Below are 18,972 nucleotides of genomic sequence, written 5' to 3' on the forward strand. Positions count from 1 at the left end.
CTTTTGATTTACACCCCTTTTTTCTGAAATTTACGAGAACTTGATTATAACATATGCACACTTCCAACTCAAAAACGCCATCCATCATCCAACCTGATAATGACATTGGTTATTTTGAGTATGTTGTATTTTCTCGCGTAAAATAAGCTTTTTCCGTTCTGACCACCGCCATGAATCTGACGCTTGCCCTCCCCTCCCTCAACCGTCAAAAAGATGAGACACTCCCTCCTCTCCAGCTTCCTGCTTTTAACCAAATCTTGCGATATGGGTTATTACATAAACAAGAAATGAAGCCGTCTGATTTTTATCGCCGGCATTTATGGAAGGGAAGTTTGTTGACACAAATCAAAGAGATGACGGGGATTCCACCGCATCAGGCGGCAGCGTTTGCCAGCCCGATATGGCAGCAAATGGGATTGCACCAAGTCAGCGTAGTCAGCGGCGAACATCTGCAAATCACAAAAGAAGAAGCCGCTCGATTATGTTTGGAACTGTCTGAGTTTTACAGCAAAGAGGGTTGGCATTTTCTGCCTGTCCGTCCCGATTTTTGGCTGATCACTTTGCCATCGGAAAGCGATTGGGGGATTGCGCCGGTATTGGATATCTACGGACAAATCGGGTCGGCGGACCAAGCTGATGGAAAAGACGCCTTGCAATGGTTGGGAATGCAGACTGAAATTCAAATGTGGCTGCATCAACACCCGCTCAACGCCGTCCGCACTCAAAACGATACTCCTACAATCAACGGGCTTTGGCTGTGGCAGGATTTAACGGGACTGCGATCTGCGGACTTCGTCGCTTCCGACAGCATTTGGGCGCAATTTTCAGACGACCCCTGCTTGGATGTGCCTTATGATTTTCAGGCTTGGCTGGATGCGGTTGCCGAATCGGGCATTCATCCCGCCAACCCTGTCATTTTTCTGGACGACTTGGCTGTTACGGAACAAACAGGCGATATTCAGACATACCAAGAAATTTTAGAAAGCTGGGAAACCCGCTGGTTTGCCCCGCTTTGGCAGGCAGTCTCGCAAGGTCGTCTGAAAAATCTGTCTATCAGTACCGACGGTGAAAACGGCGGCACTTTACACATCACGCCGTTTTCAAAATGGAAATTCTGGCACCCGAAAAAAACATTTACCGGCAGATGGTAATGCGCCCGCCCCGCCTCGCCGCCCTGTTTATAGAAACACCAATAACGTTTACAATACGCGACCATTCTACTATTTGCACACACCGCCCATGAAAATCCGACTCGGTCAGCACAATGCACCTGATTTTCCGCAAGGAGCGGCCGTCACTATCGGTAATTTCGACGGCGTACACCTCGGTCACAAACACATCCTGCAAAAACTCAAAAACGAAGCCGATTCGCGCAACCTTCCCGTTATCGTCGTCATTTTCGAGCCGCAACCCAAAGAATTCTTCTCCCTAAAAGCAGGCTTTACGCCCCCATGCCGCATCAGCCCCTTGCGTACCAAGCTGGATTTGTTGAGCGATACCGGTTGTATCGACGCCGTATGGGTGCTGCGTTTCAACCAAGAATTTGCCGATATGAGCGCACAGGATTTCATCGACAAACTGCTGCGCCAAACCCTCAACACACGCTACCTGCTTATCGGCGACGATTTCCGCTTCGGCGCCGGACGCGAAGGCTGTTTCGACTTATTGAAGCAGCAAAGCGATATACAAACCGAACGCACGCCTTCCGTCATCGTCGAAGACATCCGCACCAGCAGCACAGCCGTGCGCGAGGCCTTGACAGACGGCAACTTGGCTTACGCTAAAAAGCTTTTGGGCCACGATTACGTTTTGAGCGGCAAAGTCAAACACGGCAAAAAACTCGGCAGAACCATCAACGCCCCCACCGCCAACATCCAACTTCCGCCCCACCGCTATCCTCTGCGCGGCGTATTCGTCGTCGAAGCGGACGGTACATTCGGCACACGGCGCGGCGTTGCCAGCTTCGGACTCAACCCGACCGTCAGCAGCAACAATTCGCAAAAACTCGAAGTCCATTTGTTTGATTTTGAAGGCAATCTTTATGGACAACGTTTGAAAGTACGTTTCCTGCACAAACTGCGTGACGAACAAAAATTCAGCAATATCGAAGCATTGAAACTGCAAATCGAACAAGATATAGAAGAGGCGAAACAATGGCAGGAAACGGATTATAGTGGATTAAAATTGCAATGATACGGCGTTGCCAACGCCCTTATGTACTACCCGTACACGGCGGGCGTTGCCGCCTTTTCTCATTTTTATTTTAATCCACTATAAAAGCATCTGCGGCCATTGTCGGATAAAAATGAAAAAGGTCGTCTGAAATCTTTTCAGACGACCTTTTTCACAATATGCAGACATCAGCCTGCGAGATTTCTAATGGCCTAAATTCAAAAAGGACGACAACCGTCAAAACGGTGCGCGGGGAACAAAATCCCTCTTTTAATTCAGTCCACTATATCCTACTTATTTAGCAGCAGGAGCCTGTTCTTGGGCGGCAGAAGGTGCAGTTTCGGTAGTAGTTTTACCTTGACCGGTCAGCGGGCTGGCAGCTTCGGCTTCCGGTGCAGCAGTTTCAGCAGCTTTGTCGGTTTTCAGGTCGTTGGCTTGTTTTTTAGCTTTATTGGCTTTTTTGTGAACGTGTTCTGCTTTAGCGGCTTTGCCGGAAGCAGGTTGGGCCATAGCCACAGGAGCAGCGATCAGACCGGCAGAAACAAGAACGAGAGAGGTCAATTTAGACAATGTTTTCATGTGTAATATCCTTTCGGGAAATTTGTCTGATAAAATCATTCCGTCAAATGCCAAATGGCAATTTGCGTAAAGACAACCGCATAACCAATTGGTGCGATTGAGTTTTTATTGTAACGGTTTGTTTGTAAACCGAAGTCAGCTCGAGCGAAATTGAAATAAAGTTTCAAAAGGAGGGTTAACCCCCTTGTCCTGCTTTATTAATCGCACCTCATAGCTTGATTGTTTAAATTTATATATTTCATGGCATTACATCCGATGATTTTCGAACACTCTCGATTCCGCAATGCATCCTACATCCTGATGGGGCTTGCCCTGCTTGCGGTGCTGTATTTCCACTTTTTGCCCCTTTTGCTCGCCGTGATACTGACCTACGTCTTCATCACCAAGACCAACGGCCTGATTCTTTGGCTGCGCCGCCGTACGCTCACGCGCAATACGTTTCTGCACAAATCGCTCAACGCGCACAATATCAACCTGATTTCGACCACGCTGACCATAGGCATCGTATTGACGGTTATCCTCTTGATGTCGCTGGGGATTTACCACCTGATTCACGGCGGGCACATCACCGTGATGCTGACCAAGCTGGCGGCGATTTTGGAGGACACGAAAAACAGCAGCAGCCTGCCGCAGTCGGTTTTGAACATGCTGCCCAACAATACCGCCGAAATCAAAGCCTATGCGGTCAAATTGATTGAAGAATACAGCGCCGCGCTGACGCGCATCAGCAAAAACAGCTTCACCTCGTTCGTGTACATCCTTATCGGCATCATCATCGGCGCAATGCTCAGTTTCCACCGCCTCAACATGCGCAAAAACCGCCGCAAAATGCCGCCCTTCAAGGCAGAACTGGTGCGGCGGATTGTGAACTTCGAAACCAGCTTCGAGCGCGTGTTTCTGGCACAGGTCAAAATCTCACTGATCGATACCGTGCTGACGGGCGTGTACCTTTATCTAATCCTGCCGCTTTTCGGCGTGGAGTTGCCGTTTAAACTAACCGTGTTGGTCATCGCCTTCATCGTCGGGCTGATTCCCGTCGCAGGCAACCTGATTTCCAACACCATCATTATCATCTTGAGCCTCGGCGCGTCTTTATATGTAGCGGTCGCTTCGCTGGTGTTTCTGGTCGTCATCCACAAGCTCGAATACTTCCTGAATGCGAAAATCATCGGTTCGGAAATCGAATCAAGCGCATGGGAACTGCTGGTGGCGATGGTCGTGTTCGAACGGATTTTCGGCGTCGGCGGCATCATCGTCGCACCGGTTTATTATGCGTATCTGAAGAATGAGTTGAAACAGCAGAAGCTGATTTAGATAGTGTTTGAAATATAGATGAAAGGTCGTCTGAAAAGCTCGAAATAGGTTTTTCAGACGACCTTTTTCAGTTACGGCAACCTTATCCCTTCCCCCGTCCGGCGGGGGAAGGGCAGGATGGGGGTGGCTTGCAAATATATAGAATAAGGGCAAAGAGCCACCCTCTCCCCAACCCTCTCCCGCCAGACGGGAGAGGGGGCAGATTACTGAATGCCGCCGTTACTGTTTTTTAGTATCGTATTGAGGCGATAATGGATTTAAAGTATCAGAATACAAAGAGGTCGTCTGAAAAGATTGAGATAGGTTTTTCAGACGACCTCTTTCAGTTACAGCAACCTTATCCCTTCCCCTGTCTGGCGGGGGAAGGTTAGGATGGGGTGGCTTGCATATATACGGCATAAAGGGTAAGAACCACCCTCTCCCCAACCCTCTCCCGCCGGACGGGAGAGGGGGAGAATTCTCGTGGGCAAAACCCACGCTACGATTGTTATCCCTCAAATCAACACAAAAAATTCCGCTATGGGTTTTCTCCAACTTTAGGCGTTGCCCGACGGTGTAGCGTGGGCTTTGCCCGCGAATCCTGCTGTTTTTTTTAGATATTTCGTTATGTTTCTTTTCTGTCGGACGAAACAGCCGATTCATCAGCCGCCGTCATTCCCGCGCAGGCGGGAATCCAGACTTTGAAAGGCCGCTGCAATTTTTAAATATTTCCATAGCTTCCAAAACCTAGATTCCCGCCTACGCGGGAATGACGAAGCAGGTATTTTCCATTTGCATCTGCTAAAGAGGCCGTCTGAAAATCCCCAAAACAGGTTTTTCAGACGACCTTTTTCTTCTCCTACTCATTCCAACCCGACTTCTAAATACTCGCGCTATGCCCTACCCGCACATGGCTGTGATGGTCGCGGCCTTCGTGGTCGTAGTCGGATTTGAAGCCTTTGAGTACGACGTCTATGTCGTTTTCCTTGGCAAAGACGTTGGCGAAGTCTTCAATCAGTTCCAATACGTCGCCGGCGATGTAGGACGAACGTTCGGCGTTGATGGTTACTTTCGAACCCGGACGGATGTTTTTCAGGGTTTTCTTGATGGCGGCTTTGTTCAGGAACGAGACTTCTTCTGCCAGTTCCAAGCTGATTTCGTCGGCTTCGGCGAGTTCTTCGCGGCTGAGGTAGTAGGCGCGTTTCATGTTGCCTTGAAGGATGAAGATGATGCTGATGGCGAGCCCGATGCCGACGCCTTTGAGCAGGTCGAGCGCGACGACGGCGGCGAGGGTGGCGGCGAATGGGATGAACTGGTACAGCCCTTTATGCCAGAAATGCAGGAGGGTCGCGGGTTTCGCCAGTTTGTAGCCCACCAGCAGCAAGACGGCGGCGAGGGTGGACAGGGGGATCATATTGAGGATAAAGGGAATCGCTAAAACGCACACCAGCAACAAAACGCCGTGGATAACGGCAGACAGTTTGTGCGTCGCGCCTGCATTGGCGTTGGCGGACGAGCGCACGACGACGGAGGTGATGGGCAGGCCGCCGATGAGCGAGCTGACGATGTTGCCTGCGCCCTGCGCGCGCAATTCGCGGTTGGTGTCGGTGATGCGGCGGTGGGTGTCGAGGCGGTCGGCGGCTTCGATGCAGAGCAGGGTTTCAATCGAGGCGACGATGGCGATGGTGATGCCGGTCATCCAAACGTAGCTGTTGCCGAAACCTGAAAAATTGGGCAGCGTGAGCATAGCTGCGGCTTCGCGCCATGTGTCGGGGACGGGCAGTTGGACGAGTTGTCCGGCGGGAATGGTAAGGCTGCTGCCGCTGGCGATGAACCATTGGTTCATCAGTATCCCCGCACCCACGGCAACCAGCGCGGCGGGCAGGGCTTTGATGTTTTTCAGCACGGGGATTTTGTCCCATACGATTAGGATCGCCATCGACACGCCCGCTACCAAAAGAGAACCTGTGTGGATGTCGGCGAACAGGGCGGTGGGGTCGGCGAGGCTGCCGCTACTGCCCAAGGCAAACGGAATCTGTTTCATGATGATAATCACGCCGATGCCCGCCAACATGCCTTCGATAACGGACACGGGGATGTATTCGGCAAGGCTGCCGGCGCGGATGAAGCCGAGCAAAAGCTGGATGGCGCCGGCGATTAAGCCTGCACACAGGAACAGCTCGAACGAACCGAGTTCGGTAATGGCGGCAAGGATAATCGCCGCCAAGCCTGCGGCGGGGCCGGACACGCTGATGTGCGAGGTGCTGAGGGAACCGATGACGATGCCGCCGACGATGCCCGCCAACACGCCGGACAACGGCGGCGCGCCTGAAGCAAGCGCGATGCCGAGGCACAACGGCAGGGCGACGAGGAAGACGACCAGTCCGGAAGCGAAATTGGACTTGAACAGGCTGCCCAAAGGTTGTTTTTTCTGATGGGGTTTCATGGTGAGGGGTACTCCTGATGTGTGTGTTTGTGTGTATGTTTTTTGTATGGATGAAGCAGGGTTGCGGGAGGGAAAGGCCGTCTGAAAAAATCGGACATAGCGGATAAACTTATTTTTCAGCCGCCGGACAAACTCACCCGCCGTCCTTCCCGTGCAGGCGGGAATCCACCTTTGGGAGACGGTTTATCGAGTTTCACAAATATTGTTTATCGTCCGAACGGATTTCCGCCTGCGCGGGAAGGGCGGCATCTTTCCAAGCGATATTTTCAGACGGCCTCCGGCCTATCAACCCGCTTTCTTGCGCGCGTTGACCACCCATTCTGAATCGGTGAGGTCGTAGATTTTCTGGATGTCGGCGAGGATGTTTTTGAAGTCGATGTTCAAATCGATGAGGCGGCCGGTGCGCAGGTCGAAGACCCAGCCGTGCACAATCGGGTAGCCGTCGAGCAGGTAGCGTTCCTGCACGCACGCCATTTTGATGACGTTGAGGCACTGTTCCTGCACGTTCAATTCGACCAGGCGGTCGTAGCGCAGGTGTCCGTCCTCAATCGCGTCCAATTCTTCCTGATGCAGGCGGTACACGTCGCGGATGCTGCGCAGCCACGGGTTCATCGAACCCAAATCCTGCGGTTTCATCGCCGCTTTGATGCCGCCGCAGTTGTAGTGGCCGCAGATGATGATATGTTTGACTTTCAGGTGCGACACGGCATATTCGATGGCAGAGGCGGCATTCATGTCCAAACCGTGCACAAGGTTGGCGACGTTGCGGTGTACAAACACGTCGCCCGGCTCAAATCCCATCAGTTCTTCCGCCGCGACACGGCTGTCGGAGCAGCCGATGTAGAGGTATTCGGGGTTTTGCCCGTCGGCGAGGTCTTTGAAGTAATCGGGGTATTGCTGTCTCTTCGTTTCCTGCCATTTGCGGTTGTTTTCAAAAATGACTTCGTATGATTGGCTCATGCGGCTTCCTTTCTGCTTGATGTGTCGTCTGTTTTTTTTGTTACCGCGCCCTGTTGCGGATGCGGCCTCTGTAAGGGTTGCGCATTCTAGGAAGGCAAAATTAGAGAAAAATTAGCCATAAAATGCCGTATAAATATGTAAATTCGGCATTTTCAAGCAAAAGGTCGTCTGAAAACCCTTTTTCAACCCAACCAAACAAAAAAGGAGAAACCGCCGTTTCTCCCTATCTTTCAAAAAATTAAACCGCTCTCATCCACTCGCCGCCACCCCGCTCGAAAAACCCCTGCTGTCTGCCATTTCCCTGCAATTTTCAGACGACCTCCTTACCAATCCTTACACTTTACGGCATAATGGCGGACTGTTAATCCGAGGAGAATTTCATGTCCGTCAAAACCCCGTCGCTATTCGGCGGCGCCATGATTATCGCCGGTACAGTCATCGGCGCAGGCATGCTTGCCAACCCGACCGCCACCTCCGGCGTCTGGTTCACAGGCTCGCTGATTGTGTTGCTCTACACTTGGTTTTCCATGCTCTCCAGCGGCCTGATGATCCTTGAAGTCAACACCCACTATCCGCACGGCGCCAGCTTCGACACCATGGTCAAAGACCTGCTCGGACCGATTTGGAACGTCATCAACGGCGTTGCCGTCGCCTTCGTTTTATACCTGCTCACCTACGCCTACATCTTCGTCGGCGGCGACTTGACCGCCAAAGGGCTGGGCAGTGCGGTAGGCAGCGACGTTTCGCTCACCGTCGGACAGCTTGTCTTCTTCGGCATCCTCGCCTTTTGCGTGTGGGCGTCGGCACGGCTGGTCGATCGCTTCACCAGCGTCCTCATCGGCGGCATGGTGCTGACCTTCATTTGGGCGACCGGCGGGCTGATTGCCGATGCCAAACTGCCCGTCCTCTTCGACACCCAAGCCCCCGCAGGCACGAGCTACTGGATTTACATCTCCGCCGCCCTGCCCGTCTGCCTCGCCTCCTTCGGCTTCCACGGCAACGTCTCCAGCCTGCTCAAATACTTTAAAGGTGATGCGCCCAAAGTGGCGAAATCCATCTGGGCGGGCACACTGATTGCGCTGGTGATTTACGTCCTGTGGCAAATCGCCATCCAAGGCAACCTGCCGCGCAATGAGTTCGCCCCCGTGATTGCCGCCGAAGGACAAGTCTCCGTCCTCATCGAAACCCTGTCCAAGTTCGCCCAAACCGGCAGCATGGACAAAGTGTTGACCCTCTTCTCCTACATGGCGATTGCCACTTCCTTCCTCGGCGTAACGCTCGGCCTCTTTGACTACATCGCCGACATCTTCAAATGGAACGACAGCGTGTCCGGCCGCACCAAAACCGCCGCCCTTACCTTCCTGCCGCCCCTGATTTTCTGTCTGTTGTATCCAACAGGCTTCGTTACTGCCATAGGCTACGTCGGTCTGGCGGCAACCATTTGGACCGGCATCATCCCCGCCATGCTGCTCTACCGTTCGCGCCAAAAATTCGGCGCAGGCAAAAACTACAAGATTTACGGCGGATTCGGACTGATGGTTTGGGTTTTCCTCTTCGGCGTCATCAACATCGCCGCGCAGGTATTAAGCCAACTCGAACTCGTCCCCGTGTTCAAAGGCTGACAAGCAAATTCGATACCCCGGAGGTCGTCTGAAAACAGATTTCAGACGACCTCTCCCGTTTTCCGTTACAATAAACACCCTCCGAATCACAGCACACGACCGTCCATGTACGACAACATCCGCTTCCACCTAGACGAAGAATATCCCGAAGGCCTGCCGTCCGAAAACGCCGCCACGCATATCGGCATGTACTGGATATGGGCGGCGCAGGCGGGGCTGGCGAATCCCGTTTGGCAAACCGCCCCCGAAAGCGCGGAAGATTTCGCCAATATGCTCAAAGGCAGAACCAGCGGCCGCCGCTTCCTGCTCAAACACATGGACGGCGCGCTCACGCCCGACGACTTCACCGAACAAGGGCAGAAATTCACCTCCTATTACTACGACAATGAAGAAGACGGCTACGGCGCATTTTTAGAAGACTACGTTCGCACCCTCGACACCCCGTCGCTTGGCGGCTTCTACCACGTCCCCAACACCCCCGAAATCTACAAACGCCTCAAACCCGTCTTTCAGGCAGCGTTTGAGCAATGGAAAAACCATTTAGCATCCACAGTCGGAGAGCAACCGTGAAACTCATCATCCTCGACCGCGACGGCGTCATCAACCAAGACCGCGACGACTTCGTCAAATCCGTAGACGAATGGATACCCATAGAAGGCAGCATGGACGCCATCGCCTTCCTGACGCAGGCAGGCTACAACATCGCCGTCGCCACCAACCAATCCGGCATCGGCCGCAAATACTTTACCGTCCAAGACCTGACCGAAATGCACGCCAAAATGCACCGCCTCGTCCGTCAGGCGGGCGGCGAAATCGACGGCATCTGGTTTTGCCCGCACACCGCCGCCGACAACTGCGACTGCCGCAAACCCAAGCCCGGCATGATTTACGACATCCTCGAACGCTTCAAAGCCGACCCCGCCGAAACCTGGCTGGTCGGCGACAGCCTGCGCGACCTGCAAGCCATGCACGAAGCCGGCGGTAAAACCGCGCTCGTCATGACCGGCAAAGGCAAGAAAACCCTGTCGCAACAGGAAAAAGAATTACCCGAAAACACCCAAATCTTCGATAGCCTGCTCGCCTTCTCCCAATACATCATGCACGAAGCCGCGCAAGACCGTGCAGACGGACAGGCAAATCCGTAAATACACGAGGTCGTCTGAAACCCTGTTTCGCCCCATTTCAAGCCCAAACAAGATTTCAGACGACCCATCCGACAGGTAGAAACATGCTCCTCATCCGCAACCTAACCTACTGGTTCATCCTCAGCACCAGCCTGATTTTACTTTTCCCCTTCATGCTCCTCGCCCTGCCCGTCCAAGGCGGCGCGCACAAAATGGCGCAAATCTGGGTACGCATCCTCAACTGGTCGCTCAAACACATCATCGGACTCAAATACCGCCTCATCGGCGCCGAAAACATCCCCGACCGCCCCTCCATCATCTGCGCCAAACACCAAAGCGGCTGGGAAACCCTCGCCCTGCAAGAAATTTTCCCGCCGCAGGTTTACGTCGCCAAACGCGAGCTGTTCAAAATCCCCTTCTTCGGCTGGGGTCTGAAACTCGTCAAAACCATAGGCATAGACCGCAGCAACAGCCGCGAAGCCAGCAAACAACTGATGGAACAAGGTATGGCGCGCAAAAACGAAGGCTACTGGATTACCATCTTCCCCGAAGGCACACGCCTACCGCCCGGCGAAAAAGGCCGCTACAAACTCGGCGGCGCGCGCATGGCGAAAATGTTTGAAATGGACATCGTCCCCGTCTCCCTCAACAGCGGCGAATTTTGGCCGAAAAACGCCTTCCTCAAACACCCCGGCACCATCACCGTCGTCATCAACCCCGTTATCCCCCACGGCAGCGGCACGGAAGCCGAATTGATGGCGGAATGCGAAAAACGGATTGAAACGCAACAACCCCTTATCGAAGGAAAAGGACCGTTTGCCGTCGCAAAGGTCGTCTGAAAACGCAGATTCGCCCCGACACCGACCCAATCCATGTCCCGACACTACGCCCACACCCTTTCAGACGGCCAGTCCATCCGAATCCGGCTCAAACGCAGCGCCAAGAAAAACCTCATCCTGCGCCCCGTATCCCGTGACACCGTCAGCATCAACGTTCCCCCGTTTGTCAGCCATCGCTTTCTCGCCCAATGGCTGACCGACAACGAACCGCTCTTGCGCCGCACCCTAGACCAAGCCCCGACCGCCGCCGCATCCGCCGACACCCTCCCCGAATGGATTTGGTATCAAGGCGTTCAGACGACCCTGTCCGTCCACAGCGGCAACCACATCCAAATCAGGTCGTCTGAAATCCTGCTGCCCGAAAAAGAACCCGCCGCCCAACTGACCCACCTGCGCCGCTTCCTGCACGAACGCGCCCGCGAATACCTGCTGCCGCGCCTCGAACACCACGCCCGCGCCACCGCCCTCATTCCCGCCGCGACCGCCCTCTCCAACGCCAAAACCTTCTGGGGCGTCTGCCGCCACACCACCGGCATCCGCCTCAACTGGCGGCTCATCGGCGCACCCGATTACGTTGCAGACTACATCTGCATCCACGAACTCTGCCACCTGCCCCACCCCAACCACAGCCCGCAATTTTGGGCAACCGTCAACCGCCTCACCCCGCACACCCAAACCGCCGAAACATGGCTGAAAGCCCACGGGCGCGAATTGTTTGCATTAGGCTAAAGCGTGCGATACGCCGATACATCAAGGTCGTCTGAAACCCCGTTTCGCCCGTTTCAAGCCCAAACAAGATTTCAGACGAACCAATCCATGATGGCTACGCGCAACAAATCATGCCAATCCGTCACAAACCATCCGCCCCACTATCCGCCCGCCCTGCAAAACAGGATATAGTGGATTAACTTTAAACCAGGACGGCGTTACCTCGCCTTAGCTCAAAGAGAACGATTCTCTAAGGTGCTGAAGCACCAAGTGAATCGGTTCCGTACTATCTGTACTGTCTGCGGCTTCGTCGCCTTGTCCTGATTTAAATTTAATCCACTATAATGCCGTATACTTTTGCGACGACAGCCCGCGCATCATCCGTCCGACAAAAAAGGCTAAAATACGCAGACTTTCAGACGCGTGAAAACAAGCCTTAACCCACGCGACACATCAAACCGCCCGACAAACAGACAACATCCGCATCCCGCCACACAAACAGACAACATTGAGGGAAAACACATCATGATCAGCATTTTCGACATTTTCAAAATCGGCATCGGCCCTTCCAGCTCCCACACTGTCGGCCCCATGAAAGCCGCCGCCGCCTTTTCAGACGACCTCAAACAATCAGGTCTAGACGCGCAAACCGAACGCATCGTCATCGATATTTACGGCTCACTGGCGCTGACAGGACGCGGACACGGCACATTCGACGCCCTCCTGCTCGGCTTGGAAGGCAGCCTGCCGCACGACATCCCCCTTGCCGACATCCCCGACCGTCTCGAACGCATCCGCACGCAACACATCCTCCGCCTCAACGGACGCGAAATCAGCTTCAACCCCGACAGCGACCTGAATATACGCGGCGACCAAGTGTTGCCCAAACACCCGAACGGACTGAATTTCACCGCCTACGGCAAAGACGGCGGCAAACTCAAAGAACAAATTTACTACTCCGTCGGCGGCGGCTTTATCGTTACCGATCAAGAGTTTGACCAACAAGCCGAACAAACGCGTCCAGTTCCCTACCCTTACACCAGCTGCGCCGAACTGCTCGCCCAATGCCGCATGAACCAGCTCGACATCTCCGAAGCCGTGTTGGCAAACGAAGCCGCGCTTGCCGGTTGCAGCGAAGCCGAAATCCGCCGCCGCGTCGCCGGCGTTGCCGACGTTATGGAAGGCTGCATCAAACGCGGGCTGGCGGCAGACGGCGAACTGCCCGGCGGCTTAAACGTCCGCCGCCGCGCCCCGCAGCTCGCCGCCAAACTCAAAGCCCTGCGCGAAACCGAAATCGTCAACACCCAACTTTGGCCTATGGTTTACGCCATGGCGGTCAACGAAGAAAACGCCGCCGGCGGACGCGTCGTTACCGCCCCGACCAACGGCGCAGCCGGCATCATCCCCGCCGTCCTGCACTACTTCCGCAAGTTCAACCCGCACGCCACACAAGAGCGCGTCGAAAACTTCCTGCTCACCGCAGGCGCCATCGGCATCCTCTACAAAACCAACGCCTCCATCTCCGGTGCGGACGTCGGCTGCCAAGGCGAAGTCGGCGTCGCCTGCTCCATGGCGGCGGGCGCATACGCCGAAGTCATCGGCGGCACGCCCAAACAAGTGGAAAACGCCGCCGAAATGGCGATGGAACACCATTTGGGCCTGACCTGCGACCCCGTCGGCGGATTGGTGCAAATCCCCTGCATCGAACGCAACGGCATCGCCGCCGAAAAAGCCCTCAAACTCGGCACCCTCGCCCTGCTGGAAGACGGCACGGACAAAAAAGTCTCGCTCGACGAAGTCATCCAAACCATGCTGCAAACTGGGCGCGACATGAAGTCCACCTACAAAGAAACCTCGCTTGCCGGACTCGCCATCACCCTCCAGAAAAAAGCTGTCCCCGTCTCCGTCCGCGTTGTGGAATGTTGAAAACGGAGCAGACAAAAAGGTCGTCTGAACATTTTTTCAGACGACCTTTTTGATGGATTCGACTCCTGCCGTATGTATAGTGGATTAACTAAATCAGGACAAGGCGACGAAGCCGCAGACAGTACAGATATCACTTGGTGCTTCAGCACCTTAGAGAATCGTTCTCTTTGAGCTAAGGCGAGACAACACCGTACTGGTTTAAAGTTAATCTACTATACACAAAACCATCGCCGCAAATGACGGCAAGCCTTCAGCCCTATTTGCGGCGCAACATTTTCAGACGACCCCTCAGCTTAAAAGGTCGTCTGAAAAATCATTTCAGCCTTACCGTTTCAAAGCCAGCGTCAACACGCCCGCCGTAACCAGTCCCAAGCCTACCCATTCCTGCGTGCTGGGGCGTTCGTCCAGAAAAACCACCGCCATCAGCGCGACCAATACCAGGCTGAATTTATCGACGGGGGCGACTTGCGAGGCGTTGCCCAGTTGCAGGGCTTTGAAGTAGGCGAGCCAGGATGCGCCGGTGGCGAGGCCGGAGAGAATCAGGAATGTCCAGTTTCTTCCCGTAAACCCGTTTACGCCCTGCCATTTGCCGGTATAGGTCAGGAACAAGACCAGCGCGGCGAGGATGACCAGCGTGCGGATGAAGGTGGCGAAATCCGAATCGATGCCCTGCAAACCCATTTTGGCGAAAATCGCCGTCAGCGAGGCGAAGCCTGCGGAAGCCAATGCCCAGAAAAGCCATGCGTTGCTGCCCATGTTTGTCCGTTTCTCTTGTGGATTGTCAACAATATGAACCGTATTTTTGTTGAATTATCGAATTTTTCACTGCGATTCATTCTCAGATAACGCTATAATATGCCTAATATTCTTTTGAATCCATCAGCGTTTGTCTTTCCGATGGGCTTTCAGACGACCCTCCTCTTTTTCTTCTCCATTCAGTAAAGGAAAATCATGAGCTTCAAAACCGATGCCGAAATCGCCCAATCCTCCACCATGCGTCCGATTGGCGAAATTGCCGCCAAGCTGGGTTTGAACGTTGACAATATCGAACCCTACGGCCATTACAAAGCCAAAATCAATCCTGCCGAAGCGTTCAAACTGCCGCAAAAACAAGGCCGTCTGATTTTGGTTACCGCCATCAACCCGACTCCGGCGGGTGAAGGCAAAACCACCGTGACCATCGGTTTGGCGGACGCGTTGCGCCACATCGGCAAAGACGCCGTTATCGCCCTGCGCGAACCTTCTTTGGGGCCTGTGTTCGGCGTCAAAGGCGGCGCGGCAGGCGGCGGCTATGCCCAAGTTTTGCCGATGGAAGACATTAATCTGCACTTCACCGGCGACTTCCACGCCATCGGTGCGGCGAATAACTTGCTCGCCGCCATGCTCGACAACCATATTTACCAAGGCAACGAGTTGAACATCGACCCCAAACGCGTGCTGTGGCGGCGCGTGGTCGATATGAACGACCGCCAGTTGCGCAACATCATCGACGGCATGGGCAAACCCGTTGACGGCGTGATTCGTCCCGACGGCTTTGACATCACCGTCGCCTCCGAAGTGATGGCGGTATTCTGCCTCGCCAAAGACATCAGCGATTTGAAAGAACGTTTGGGCAACATCCTCGTCGCCTACGCCAAAGACGGCAGCCCCGTTTACGCCAAAGATTTGAAAGCCCACGGCGCGATGGCGGCATTGCTCAAAGACGCCATCAAGCCTAACTTGGTGCAAACCATCGAAGGCACGCCCGCCTTCGTACACGGCGGCCCCTTCGCCAACATCGCCCACGGCTGCAACTCCGTTACCGCCACCCGTCTGGCGAAACACCTTGCCGATTACGCCGTAACCGAAGCAGGCTTCGGCGCGGATTTGGGTGCGGAAAAATTCTGCGACATCAAATGCCGCCTTGCCGGTTTGAAACCCGACGCAGCTGTCGTCGTCGCCACCGTCCGCGCCTTGAAATACAACGGCGGCGTAGAACGCGCCAACCTCGGTGAAGAAAACCTCGAAGCCTTGGCAAAAGGCCTGCCCAACCTGCTGAAACACATTTCCAACCTGAAAAACGTCTTCGGCCTGCCCGTCGTCGTCGCCATCAACCGCTTCGTGTCCGACTCCGATGCCGAGTTGGCCATGATTGAAAAAGCCTGCGCCGAACACGGCGTCGAAGTTTCCCTGACCGAAGTGTGGGGCAAAGGCGGCGCGGGCGGCGCGGATTTGGCGCGCAAAGTCGTCAACGCCATCGACAACCAACCCAATAACTTCGGCTTCGCCTACGATGTCGAATTGAGCATCAAAGACAAAATCCGCGCCATCGCCCAAAAAGTGTACGGCGCGGAAGACGTCGATTTCAGCGCAGAAGCATCCGCCGAAATCGCCTCGCTGGAAAAACTGGGCTTGGACAAAATGCCCGTCTGCATGGCGAAAACCCAATATTCCCTCAGCGACAACGCCAAACTCTTGGGCTGCCCCGAAGGCTTCCGCATCACCGTGCGCGGCATCACCGTTTCCGCCGGCGCAGGCTTCATCGTCGCCCTGTGCGGCAACATGATGAAAATGCCCGGCCTGCCCAAAGTACCCGCCGCCGAGAAAATCGACGTGGACGCAGACGGCGTGATCCACGGCTTGTTCTAATTTGAGTCGGCAGTGAAGTAAAACGGCAAAGGTCGTCTGAAAACGGTTTTCAGACGACCTTATATTATTTGGAACAGTTTCAACTCAAACTCGACAACCCGTAGCGTGGGCTTTGCCCGCGAATCCTCCCCTAATGAAAATAGTCGTCTGAAAAGACGGAGCAAATCCGCCGCACTCGTTTTCAGACGACCTTATATTATTTGAAACGGTTTAAACTCAACCGCGACAACCCGTAGCGTGAGCTTTACCCACGAATCCTCCCCTGATGAATAGTCGTCTGAAACGATAGAGCAAACCCACCGCATTGGTTTTCAGACGACTATTTATAGTGGATTAACTTTAAACCAGTACGGCGTTGCCTCGCCTTGTCGTACTATCTGTACTGTCTGCGGCTTCGTCGCCTTGTCCTGATTTAAATTTAATCCACTATATTTACTCGACCGCTTTGCCTTATCCTGATTTGAAGTTAATCCACTATAATACCGCCCATTGTTTTTAAACCGACGAAAGGTCGTCTGAAATGACTCAAAACGCAAGCAACCTCTGCTGGCTCGATATGGAAATGACCGGGCTTGACCCCGAACGCGAACGCATTATCGAAATCGCCATGATTATCACTGACTCCGATTTGAACGTCTTGGCGCAGTCCGAAGTTTATGTCGTCCACCAAAGCGACGAACTGCTCAATGGCATGGACGAGTGGAACACCGCCACCCACGGCCGCACGGGGCTGACGCAGCGCGTGCGCGAATCGCGGCTGACCGAAGCCGACGTGGAGCAAAAACTGCTCGACTTTATCGCGCAATGGATTCCCGAAAAATCCACGCCGATGTGCGGCAATTCCATCCATCAAGACCGCCGCTTCATGGTCAAATACATGCCGCGCCTCGAAGCGTATTTCCACTACCGCAATCTGGACGTGTCCACACTGAAAGAACTTGCCAAACGTTGGAATCCGCCCGTTGCCAAAGGCGTGGTGAAACGCGGTTCGCATCAGGCTTTGGACGATATTCTCGAAAGCATCGAGGAAATGCGTTACTACCGCGAAAACTTCTTGAAACTGCCCGAGGTCGTCTGAAAACACCGTCGGCACACTTTTTCAGACGACCTCCCACCATCATGTCCTATCAATACCGCCAATCACTGCCCGACACGCCGCTGGACATCGTCGGCGACGTTCACGGCGAATTTGCCGCCTTTCAATCGCTGCTGCACCGGCTCGGCTACCGCGACGACGGTTTCCATCCGCGCGGGCGGCGGCTGGTGTTCGTCGGCGATTTGTGCGACCGCGGCCCCGACAGCCCCGCGATGCTGGCGTGGTTCAAACAGGCTTACGAACGCGGATGGGCATGGATGGTTTTGGGCAACCACGAATTGAACATCCTTGCCGACGACCCGAAAGACGGCTCCGGCTGGTTTTTCGATGCCCGCGCCGAAAAAGACGCCCATTACGCGCCGTGGCATTGCGTGGAAGAAAAAGAAAAAACCGAATTGCGCGCATGGCTGGCCGAACAGCCCCTGCTGCTGGAGCGCGAAGACCTGCGCATCGTCCACGCCGCCTGGCTGCCGCCGCAAATCGAACGCCTCGAAGAAGCAAAGGACGAAAGCCTGACCGCGCAATACCGCCGCTTCGATGCCGAGTTGAAACACCGCCTTCAGACGGCCTCTTGGTATCCCGACTACCTCTACGAACAGGCGCATTACGCCCCGCAGGCGGAAAATCCCGACCATGCGCCGCCGCCCATGCCTGCTACCGCGCGATACGAACTCGAGCGCAGCCGCCTGCATCCGATACGCGCCCTCACCAGCGGCGTGGAGCGTTTGGCGGACGAGCCGTTTTACGCCGGCGGACGCTGGCGCGGTACGACCCGTTGCGCGTGGTGGAACGACTACCGCGACGATAAGCCCGTCGTTATCGGCCATTATTGGCGCAGTTGGCAGCCGTCCCCCGCTGCCGTTGCCGCCGAACGGCTGTTGCTGCCGCCGCAGCCGGATGTGTGGCACGGGGCGCGGCGCAACGTGTTCTGCGTCGATTTCTCCATCGGCGCAAGCTGGCGGGCAAGGAAATTCCCGCAGAAATACCGTCCTGAACAGTTCAGGCTGGCGGCATTGCGCTGGCCGGAGAAGGTGTTGGTGTTTGAGAACGGCGAATGCGCGGCGACACGTTAGCCTGACAACAAACCGGCATACTCGCCCAACCCACAGAAAAGCAATCCATAATTTTGAACTCTCCCCAACCTTGCGCAAACATTTTTCTGATTCAATCACGCCCAATAAAAAAAGCCGGCCGAACCTATTTAAGGTCCGACCGGCTTTTATCGTTTTAAAAATTAACGATGTCTGTGGACTTGGCTGCCGATGACGCCGCCTAATGCAGCGCCGCCCAAAGTAGAGCCGGTATCGCCACCGATCAAGTTACCCGCTACACCGCCCAATACCGCGCCAGTAGCAGTATTGCGTTGTGTTTGGGTCATGCCCGCACATGCACTCAGAGAAGTAGCAATGGCGATCAAGGTCAAAGTTTTAGTCAAGAAAGACTTGCTCATGGTGTGTTCTCCGTTGTGGGTTAACTCAGTGACGAAAGTATGTCACACCAAGTCATTAATATTTATTCCAATAAGTAAAGTCATTTTAAACTAGGATAACTTAACAGGCGGACAGTTAGAAAAAACCAT

At 54.4% G+C, this 18,972-nt stretch carries 19 protein-coding genes; 13 read left to right on the top strand and 6 right to left on the bottom strand.

What is annotated here, in order from left to right:
• Positions 1–170: 170 nt before the first annotated feature.
• A complete protein-coding gene (locus tag MON40_RS10850; RefSeq protein WP_003776563.1) occupies positions 171–1,151 on the top strand; it encodes a hypothetical protein in 981 nt (326 codons plus the stop codon).
• Between the two features lie 88 nt (positions 1,152–1,239).
• Complete coding sequence (gene ribF / locus MON40_RS10855) at positions 1,240–2,193, top strand: bifunctional riboflavin kinase/FAD synthetase (RefSeq protein WP_003776561.1); 954 nt, start codon at positions 1,240–1,242, stop codon at positions 2,191–2,193.
• A gap of 273 nt (positions 2,194–2,466) precedes the next feature.
• On the opposite strand, the gene MON40_RS10860 is transcribed toward ribF, so the two are convergent.
• Positions 2,467–2,751, bottom strand: coding sequence for a late embryogeneis abundant protein (locus tag MON40_RS10860; RefSeq protein ID WP_231286312.1), 285 nt, complete (start codon positions 2,749–2,751; stop codon positions 2,467–2,469).
• 255 nt (positions 2,752–3,006) lie between these two features.
• On the opposite strand from MON40_RS10860, the gene MON40_RS10865 reads away from it, so the two are divergent.
• Positions 3,007–4,065 carry an AI-2E family transporter gene (locus MON40_RS10865; RefSeq protein ID WP_003776559.1) on the top strand — a complete coding sequence of 353 codons (1,059 nt, stop codon included), beginning with the start codon at positions 3,007–3,009 and terminating at the stop codon, positions 4,063–4,065.
• An 859-nt stretch (positions 4,066–4,924) separates the two neighbouring features.
• Here MON40_RS10865 and MON40_RS10870 read toward each other — a convergent pair.
• The 3 genes from MON40_RS10870 to MON40_RS10875 all read right to left on the bottom strand — a co-directional run bounded on the left by MON40_RS10870 (position 4,925) and on the right by MON40_RS10875 (position 7,450).
• A complete protein-coding gene (locus MON40_RS10870) occupies positions 4,925–6,490 on the bottom strand; it encodes a SulP family inorganic anion transporter (protein WP_003776555.1) in 1,566 nt (521 codons plus the stop codon).
• A 193-nt stretch (positions 6,491–6,683) separates the two neighbouring features.
• The gene (locus tag MON40_RS13390; protein ID WP_278250522.1) at positions 6,684–6,809 is read right to left on the bottom strand and encodes a hypothetical protein; all 126 of its coding nucleotides are present in this window, start codon (positions 6,807–6,809) and stop codon (positions 6,684–6,686) included.
• The gene (locus MON40_RS10875; RefSeq protein ID WP_003776553.1) at positions 6,776–7,450 is read right to left on the bottom strand and encodes a carbonic anhydrase; all 675 of its coding nucleotides are present in this window, start codon (positions 7,448–7,450) and stop codon (positions 6,776–6,778) included. The genes MON40_RS13390 and MON40_RS10875 overlap by 34 nt, the downstream gene beginning before the upstream one ends.
• A 380-nt stretch (positions 7,451–7,830) precedes the next feature.
• Between MON40_RS10875 and MON40_RS10880 the strand changes: the two genes are divergently transcribed.
• The 7 genes from MON40_RS10880 (at position 7,831) to MON40_RS10910 (ending at position 13,669) form a co-directional block, all read left to right on the top strand.
• On the top strand, positions 7,831–9,072 hold the full coding sequence (locus MON40_RS10880) for an aromatic amino acid transporter (protein WP_003776549.1): 1,242 nt from the start codon (positions 7,831–7,833) through the stop codon (positions 9,070–9,072).
• 105 nt (positions 9,073–9,177) lie between these two features.
• On the top strand, positions 9,178–9,642 hold the full coding sequence (locus MON40_RS10885) for a DUF7832 domain-containing protein (protein ID WP_003768299.1): 465 nt from the start codon (positions 9,178–9,180) through the stop codon (positions 9,640–9,642).
• Complete coding sequence (gene gmhB, locus MON40_RS10890; protein ID WP_003761702.1) at positions 9,639–10,217, top strand: D-glycero-beta-D-manno-heptose 1,7-bisphosphate 7-phosphatase; 579 nt, start codon at positions 9,639–9,641, stop codon at positions 10,215–10,217. Before MON40_RS10885 ends, gmhB begins: the two co-directional genes overlap by 4 nt.
• A gap of 83 nt (positions 10,218–10,300) precedes the next feature.
• On the top strand, positions 10,301–11,035 hold the full coding sequence (locus MON40_RS10895; protein ID WP_003776547.1) for a lysophospholipid acyltransferase family protein: 735 nt from the start codon (positions 10,301–10,303) through the stop codon (positions 11,033–11,035).
• A 33-nt stretch (positions 11,036–11,068) separates the two neighbouring features.
• A complete protein-coding gene (locus MON40_RS10900) occupies positions 11,069–11,764 on the top strand; it encodes a M48 family metallopeptidase (protein WP_003776544.1) in 696 nt (231 codons plus the stop codon).
• Between the two features lie 3 nt (positions 11,765–11,767).
• Positions 11,768–11,935: a hypothetical protein gene (locus MON40_RS10905; protein WP_003776542.1), complete on the top strand. Its 168-nt coding sequence runs from the start codon at positions 11,768–11,770 to the stop codon at positions 11,933–11,935.
• A 333-nt stretch (positions 11,936–12,268) separates the two neighbouring features.
• Positions 12,269–13,669, top strand: a complete 1,401-nt coding sequence (locus tag MON40_RS10910) for an L-serine ammonia-lyase (protein WP_003768281.1) — start codon at positions 12,269–12,271, stop codon at positions 13,667–13,669.
• Between the two features lie 324 nt (positions 13,670–13,993).
• On the opposite strand, the gene MON40_RS10915 is transcribed toward MON40_RS10910, so the two are convergent.
• Positions 13,994–14,425, bottom strand: coding sequence for an EamA family transporter (locus tag MON40_RS10915; RefSeq protein WP_003776540.1), 432 nt, complete (start codon positions 14,423–14,425; stop codon positions 13,994–13,996).
• A gap of 195 nt (positions 14,426–14,620) precedes the next feature.
• Between MON40_RS10915 and MON40_RS10920 the strand changes: the two genes are divergently transcribed.
• The 3 genes from MON40_RS10920 (at position 14,621) to MON40_RS10935 (ending at position 18,466) form a co-directional block, all read left to right on the top strand.
• Positions 14,621–16,297: a formate--tetrahydrofolate ligase gene (locus MON40_RS10920; protein ID WP_003776538.1), complete on the top strand. Its 1,677-nt coding sequence runs from the start codon at positions 14,621–14,623 to the stop codon at positions 16,295–16,297.
• 520 nt (positions 16,298–16,817) lie between these two features.
• Positions 16,818–17,375, top strand: a complete 558-nt coding sequence (orn, locus tag MON40_RS10930) for an oligoribonuclease (RefSeq protein ID WP_003776534.1) — start codon at positions 16,818–16,820, stop codon at positions 17,373–17,375.
• Positions 17,376–17,416: 41 nt separating this feature from the next.
• Positions 17,417–18,466 carry a metallophosphoesterase gene (locus MON40_RS10935; RefSeq protein ID WP_003776532.1) on the top strand — a complete coding sequence of 350 codons (1,050 nt, stop codon included), beginning with the start codon at positions 17,417–17,419 and terminating at the stop codon, positions 18,464–18,466.
• A 161-nt stretch (positions 18,467–18,627) separates the two neighbouring features.
• Here MON40_RS10935 and MON40_RS10940 read toward each other — a convergent pair whose 3' ends face one another.
• A complete protein-coding gene (locus MON40_RS10940) occupies positions 18,628–18,843 on the bottom strand; it encodes a glycine zipper 2TM domain-containing protein (RefSeq protein WP_003761681.1) in 216 nt (71 codons plus the stop codon).
• Positions 18,844–18,972 lie beyond the last annotated feature (129 nt).

The sequence above is a fragment of the Neisseria macacae ATCC 33926 genome, assembly GCF_022749495.1.
In the GTDB taxonomy this organism is placed as follows: Bacteria; Pseudomonadota; Gammaproteobacteria; order Burkholderiales; family Neisseriaceae; genus Neisseria; species Neisseria macacae.

What these genes read in the sequence shown, in the direction of transcription:
- MON40_RS10850 (WP_003776563.1), top strand. Translation starts at nt 171, where the DNA reads ATGAATCTGACGCTTGCCCTCCCCTCCCTCAACCGTCAAAAAGATGAG.
- ribF (WP_003776561.1), top strand. Translation starts at nt 1,240, where the DNA reads ATGAAAATCCGACTCGGTCAGCACAATGCACCTGATTTTCCGCAAGGA.
- MON40_RS10860 (WP_231286312.1), bottom strand. Translation starts at nt 2,751, where the DNA reads ATGAAAACATTGTCTAAATTGACCTCTCTCGTTCTTGTTTCTGCCGGT.
- MON40_RS10865 (WP_003776559.1), top strand. Translation starts at nt 3,007, where the DNA reads ATGATTTTCGAACACTCTCGATTCCGCAATGCATCCTACATCCTGATG.
- MON40_RS10870 (WP_003776555.1), bottom strand. Translation starts at nt 6,490, where the DNA reads ATGAAACCCCATCAGAAAAAACAACCTTTGGGCAGCCTGTTCAAGTCC.
- MON40_RS13390 (WP_278250522.1), bottom strand. Translation starts at nt 6,809, where the DNA reads ATGGGTGGTCAACGCGCGCAAGAAAGCGGGTTGATAGGCCGGAGGCCG.
- MON40_RS10875 (WP_003776553.1), bottom strand. Translation starts at nt 7,450, where the DNA reads ATGAGCCAATCATACGAAGTCATTTTTGAAAACAACCGCAAATGGCAG.
- MON40_RS10880 (WP_003776549.1), top strand. Translation starts at nt 7,831, where the DNA reads ATGTCCGTCAAAACCCCGTCGCTATTCGGCGGCGCCATGATTATCGCC.
- MON40_RS10885 (WP_003768299.1), top strand. Translation starts at nt 9,178, where the DNA reads ATGTACGACAACATCCGCTTCCACCTAGACGAAGAATATCCCGAAGGC.
- MON40_RS10895 (WP_003776547.1), top strand. Translation starts at nt 10,301, where the DNA reads ATGCTCCTCATCCGCAACCTAACCTACTGGTTCATCCTCAGCACCAGC.
- MON40_RS10900 (WP_003776544.1), top strand. Translation starts at nt 11,069, where the DNA reads ATGTCCCGACACTACGCCCACACCCTTTCAGACGGCCAGTCCATCCGA.
- MON40_RS10910 (WP_003768281.1), top strand. Translation starts at nt 12,269, where the DNA reads ATGATCAGCATTTTCGACATTTTCAAAATCGGCATCGGCCCTTCCAGC.
- MON40_RS10915 (WP_003776540.1), bottom strand. Translation starts at nt 14,425, where the DNA reads ATGGGCAGCAACGCATGGCTTTTCTGGGCATTGGCTTCCGCAGGCTTC.
- MON40_RS10920 (WP_003776538.1), top strand. Translation starts at nt 14,621, where the DNA reads ATGAGCTTCAAAACCGATGCCGAAATCGCCCAATCCTCCACCATGCGT.
- orn (WP_003776534.1), top strand. Translation starts at nt 16,818, where the DNA reads ATGACTCAAAACGCAAGCAACCTCTGCTGGCTCGATATGGAAATGACC.
- MON40_RS10935 (WP_003776532.1), top strand. Translation starts at nt 17,417, where the DNA reads ATGTCCTATCAATACCGCCAATCACTGCCCGACACGCCGCTGGACATC.
- MON40_RS10940 (WP_003761681.1), bottom strand. Translation starts at nt 18,843, where the DNA reads ATGAGCAAGTCTTTCTTGACTAAAACTTTGACCTTGATCGCCATTGCT.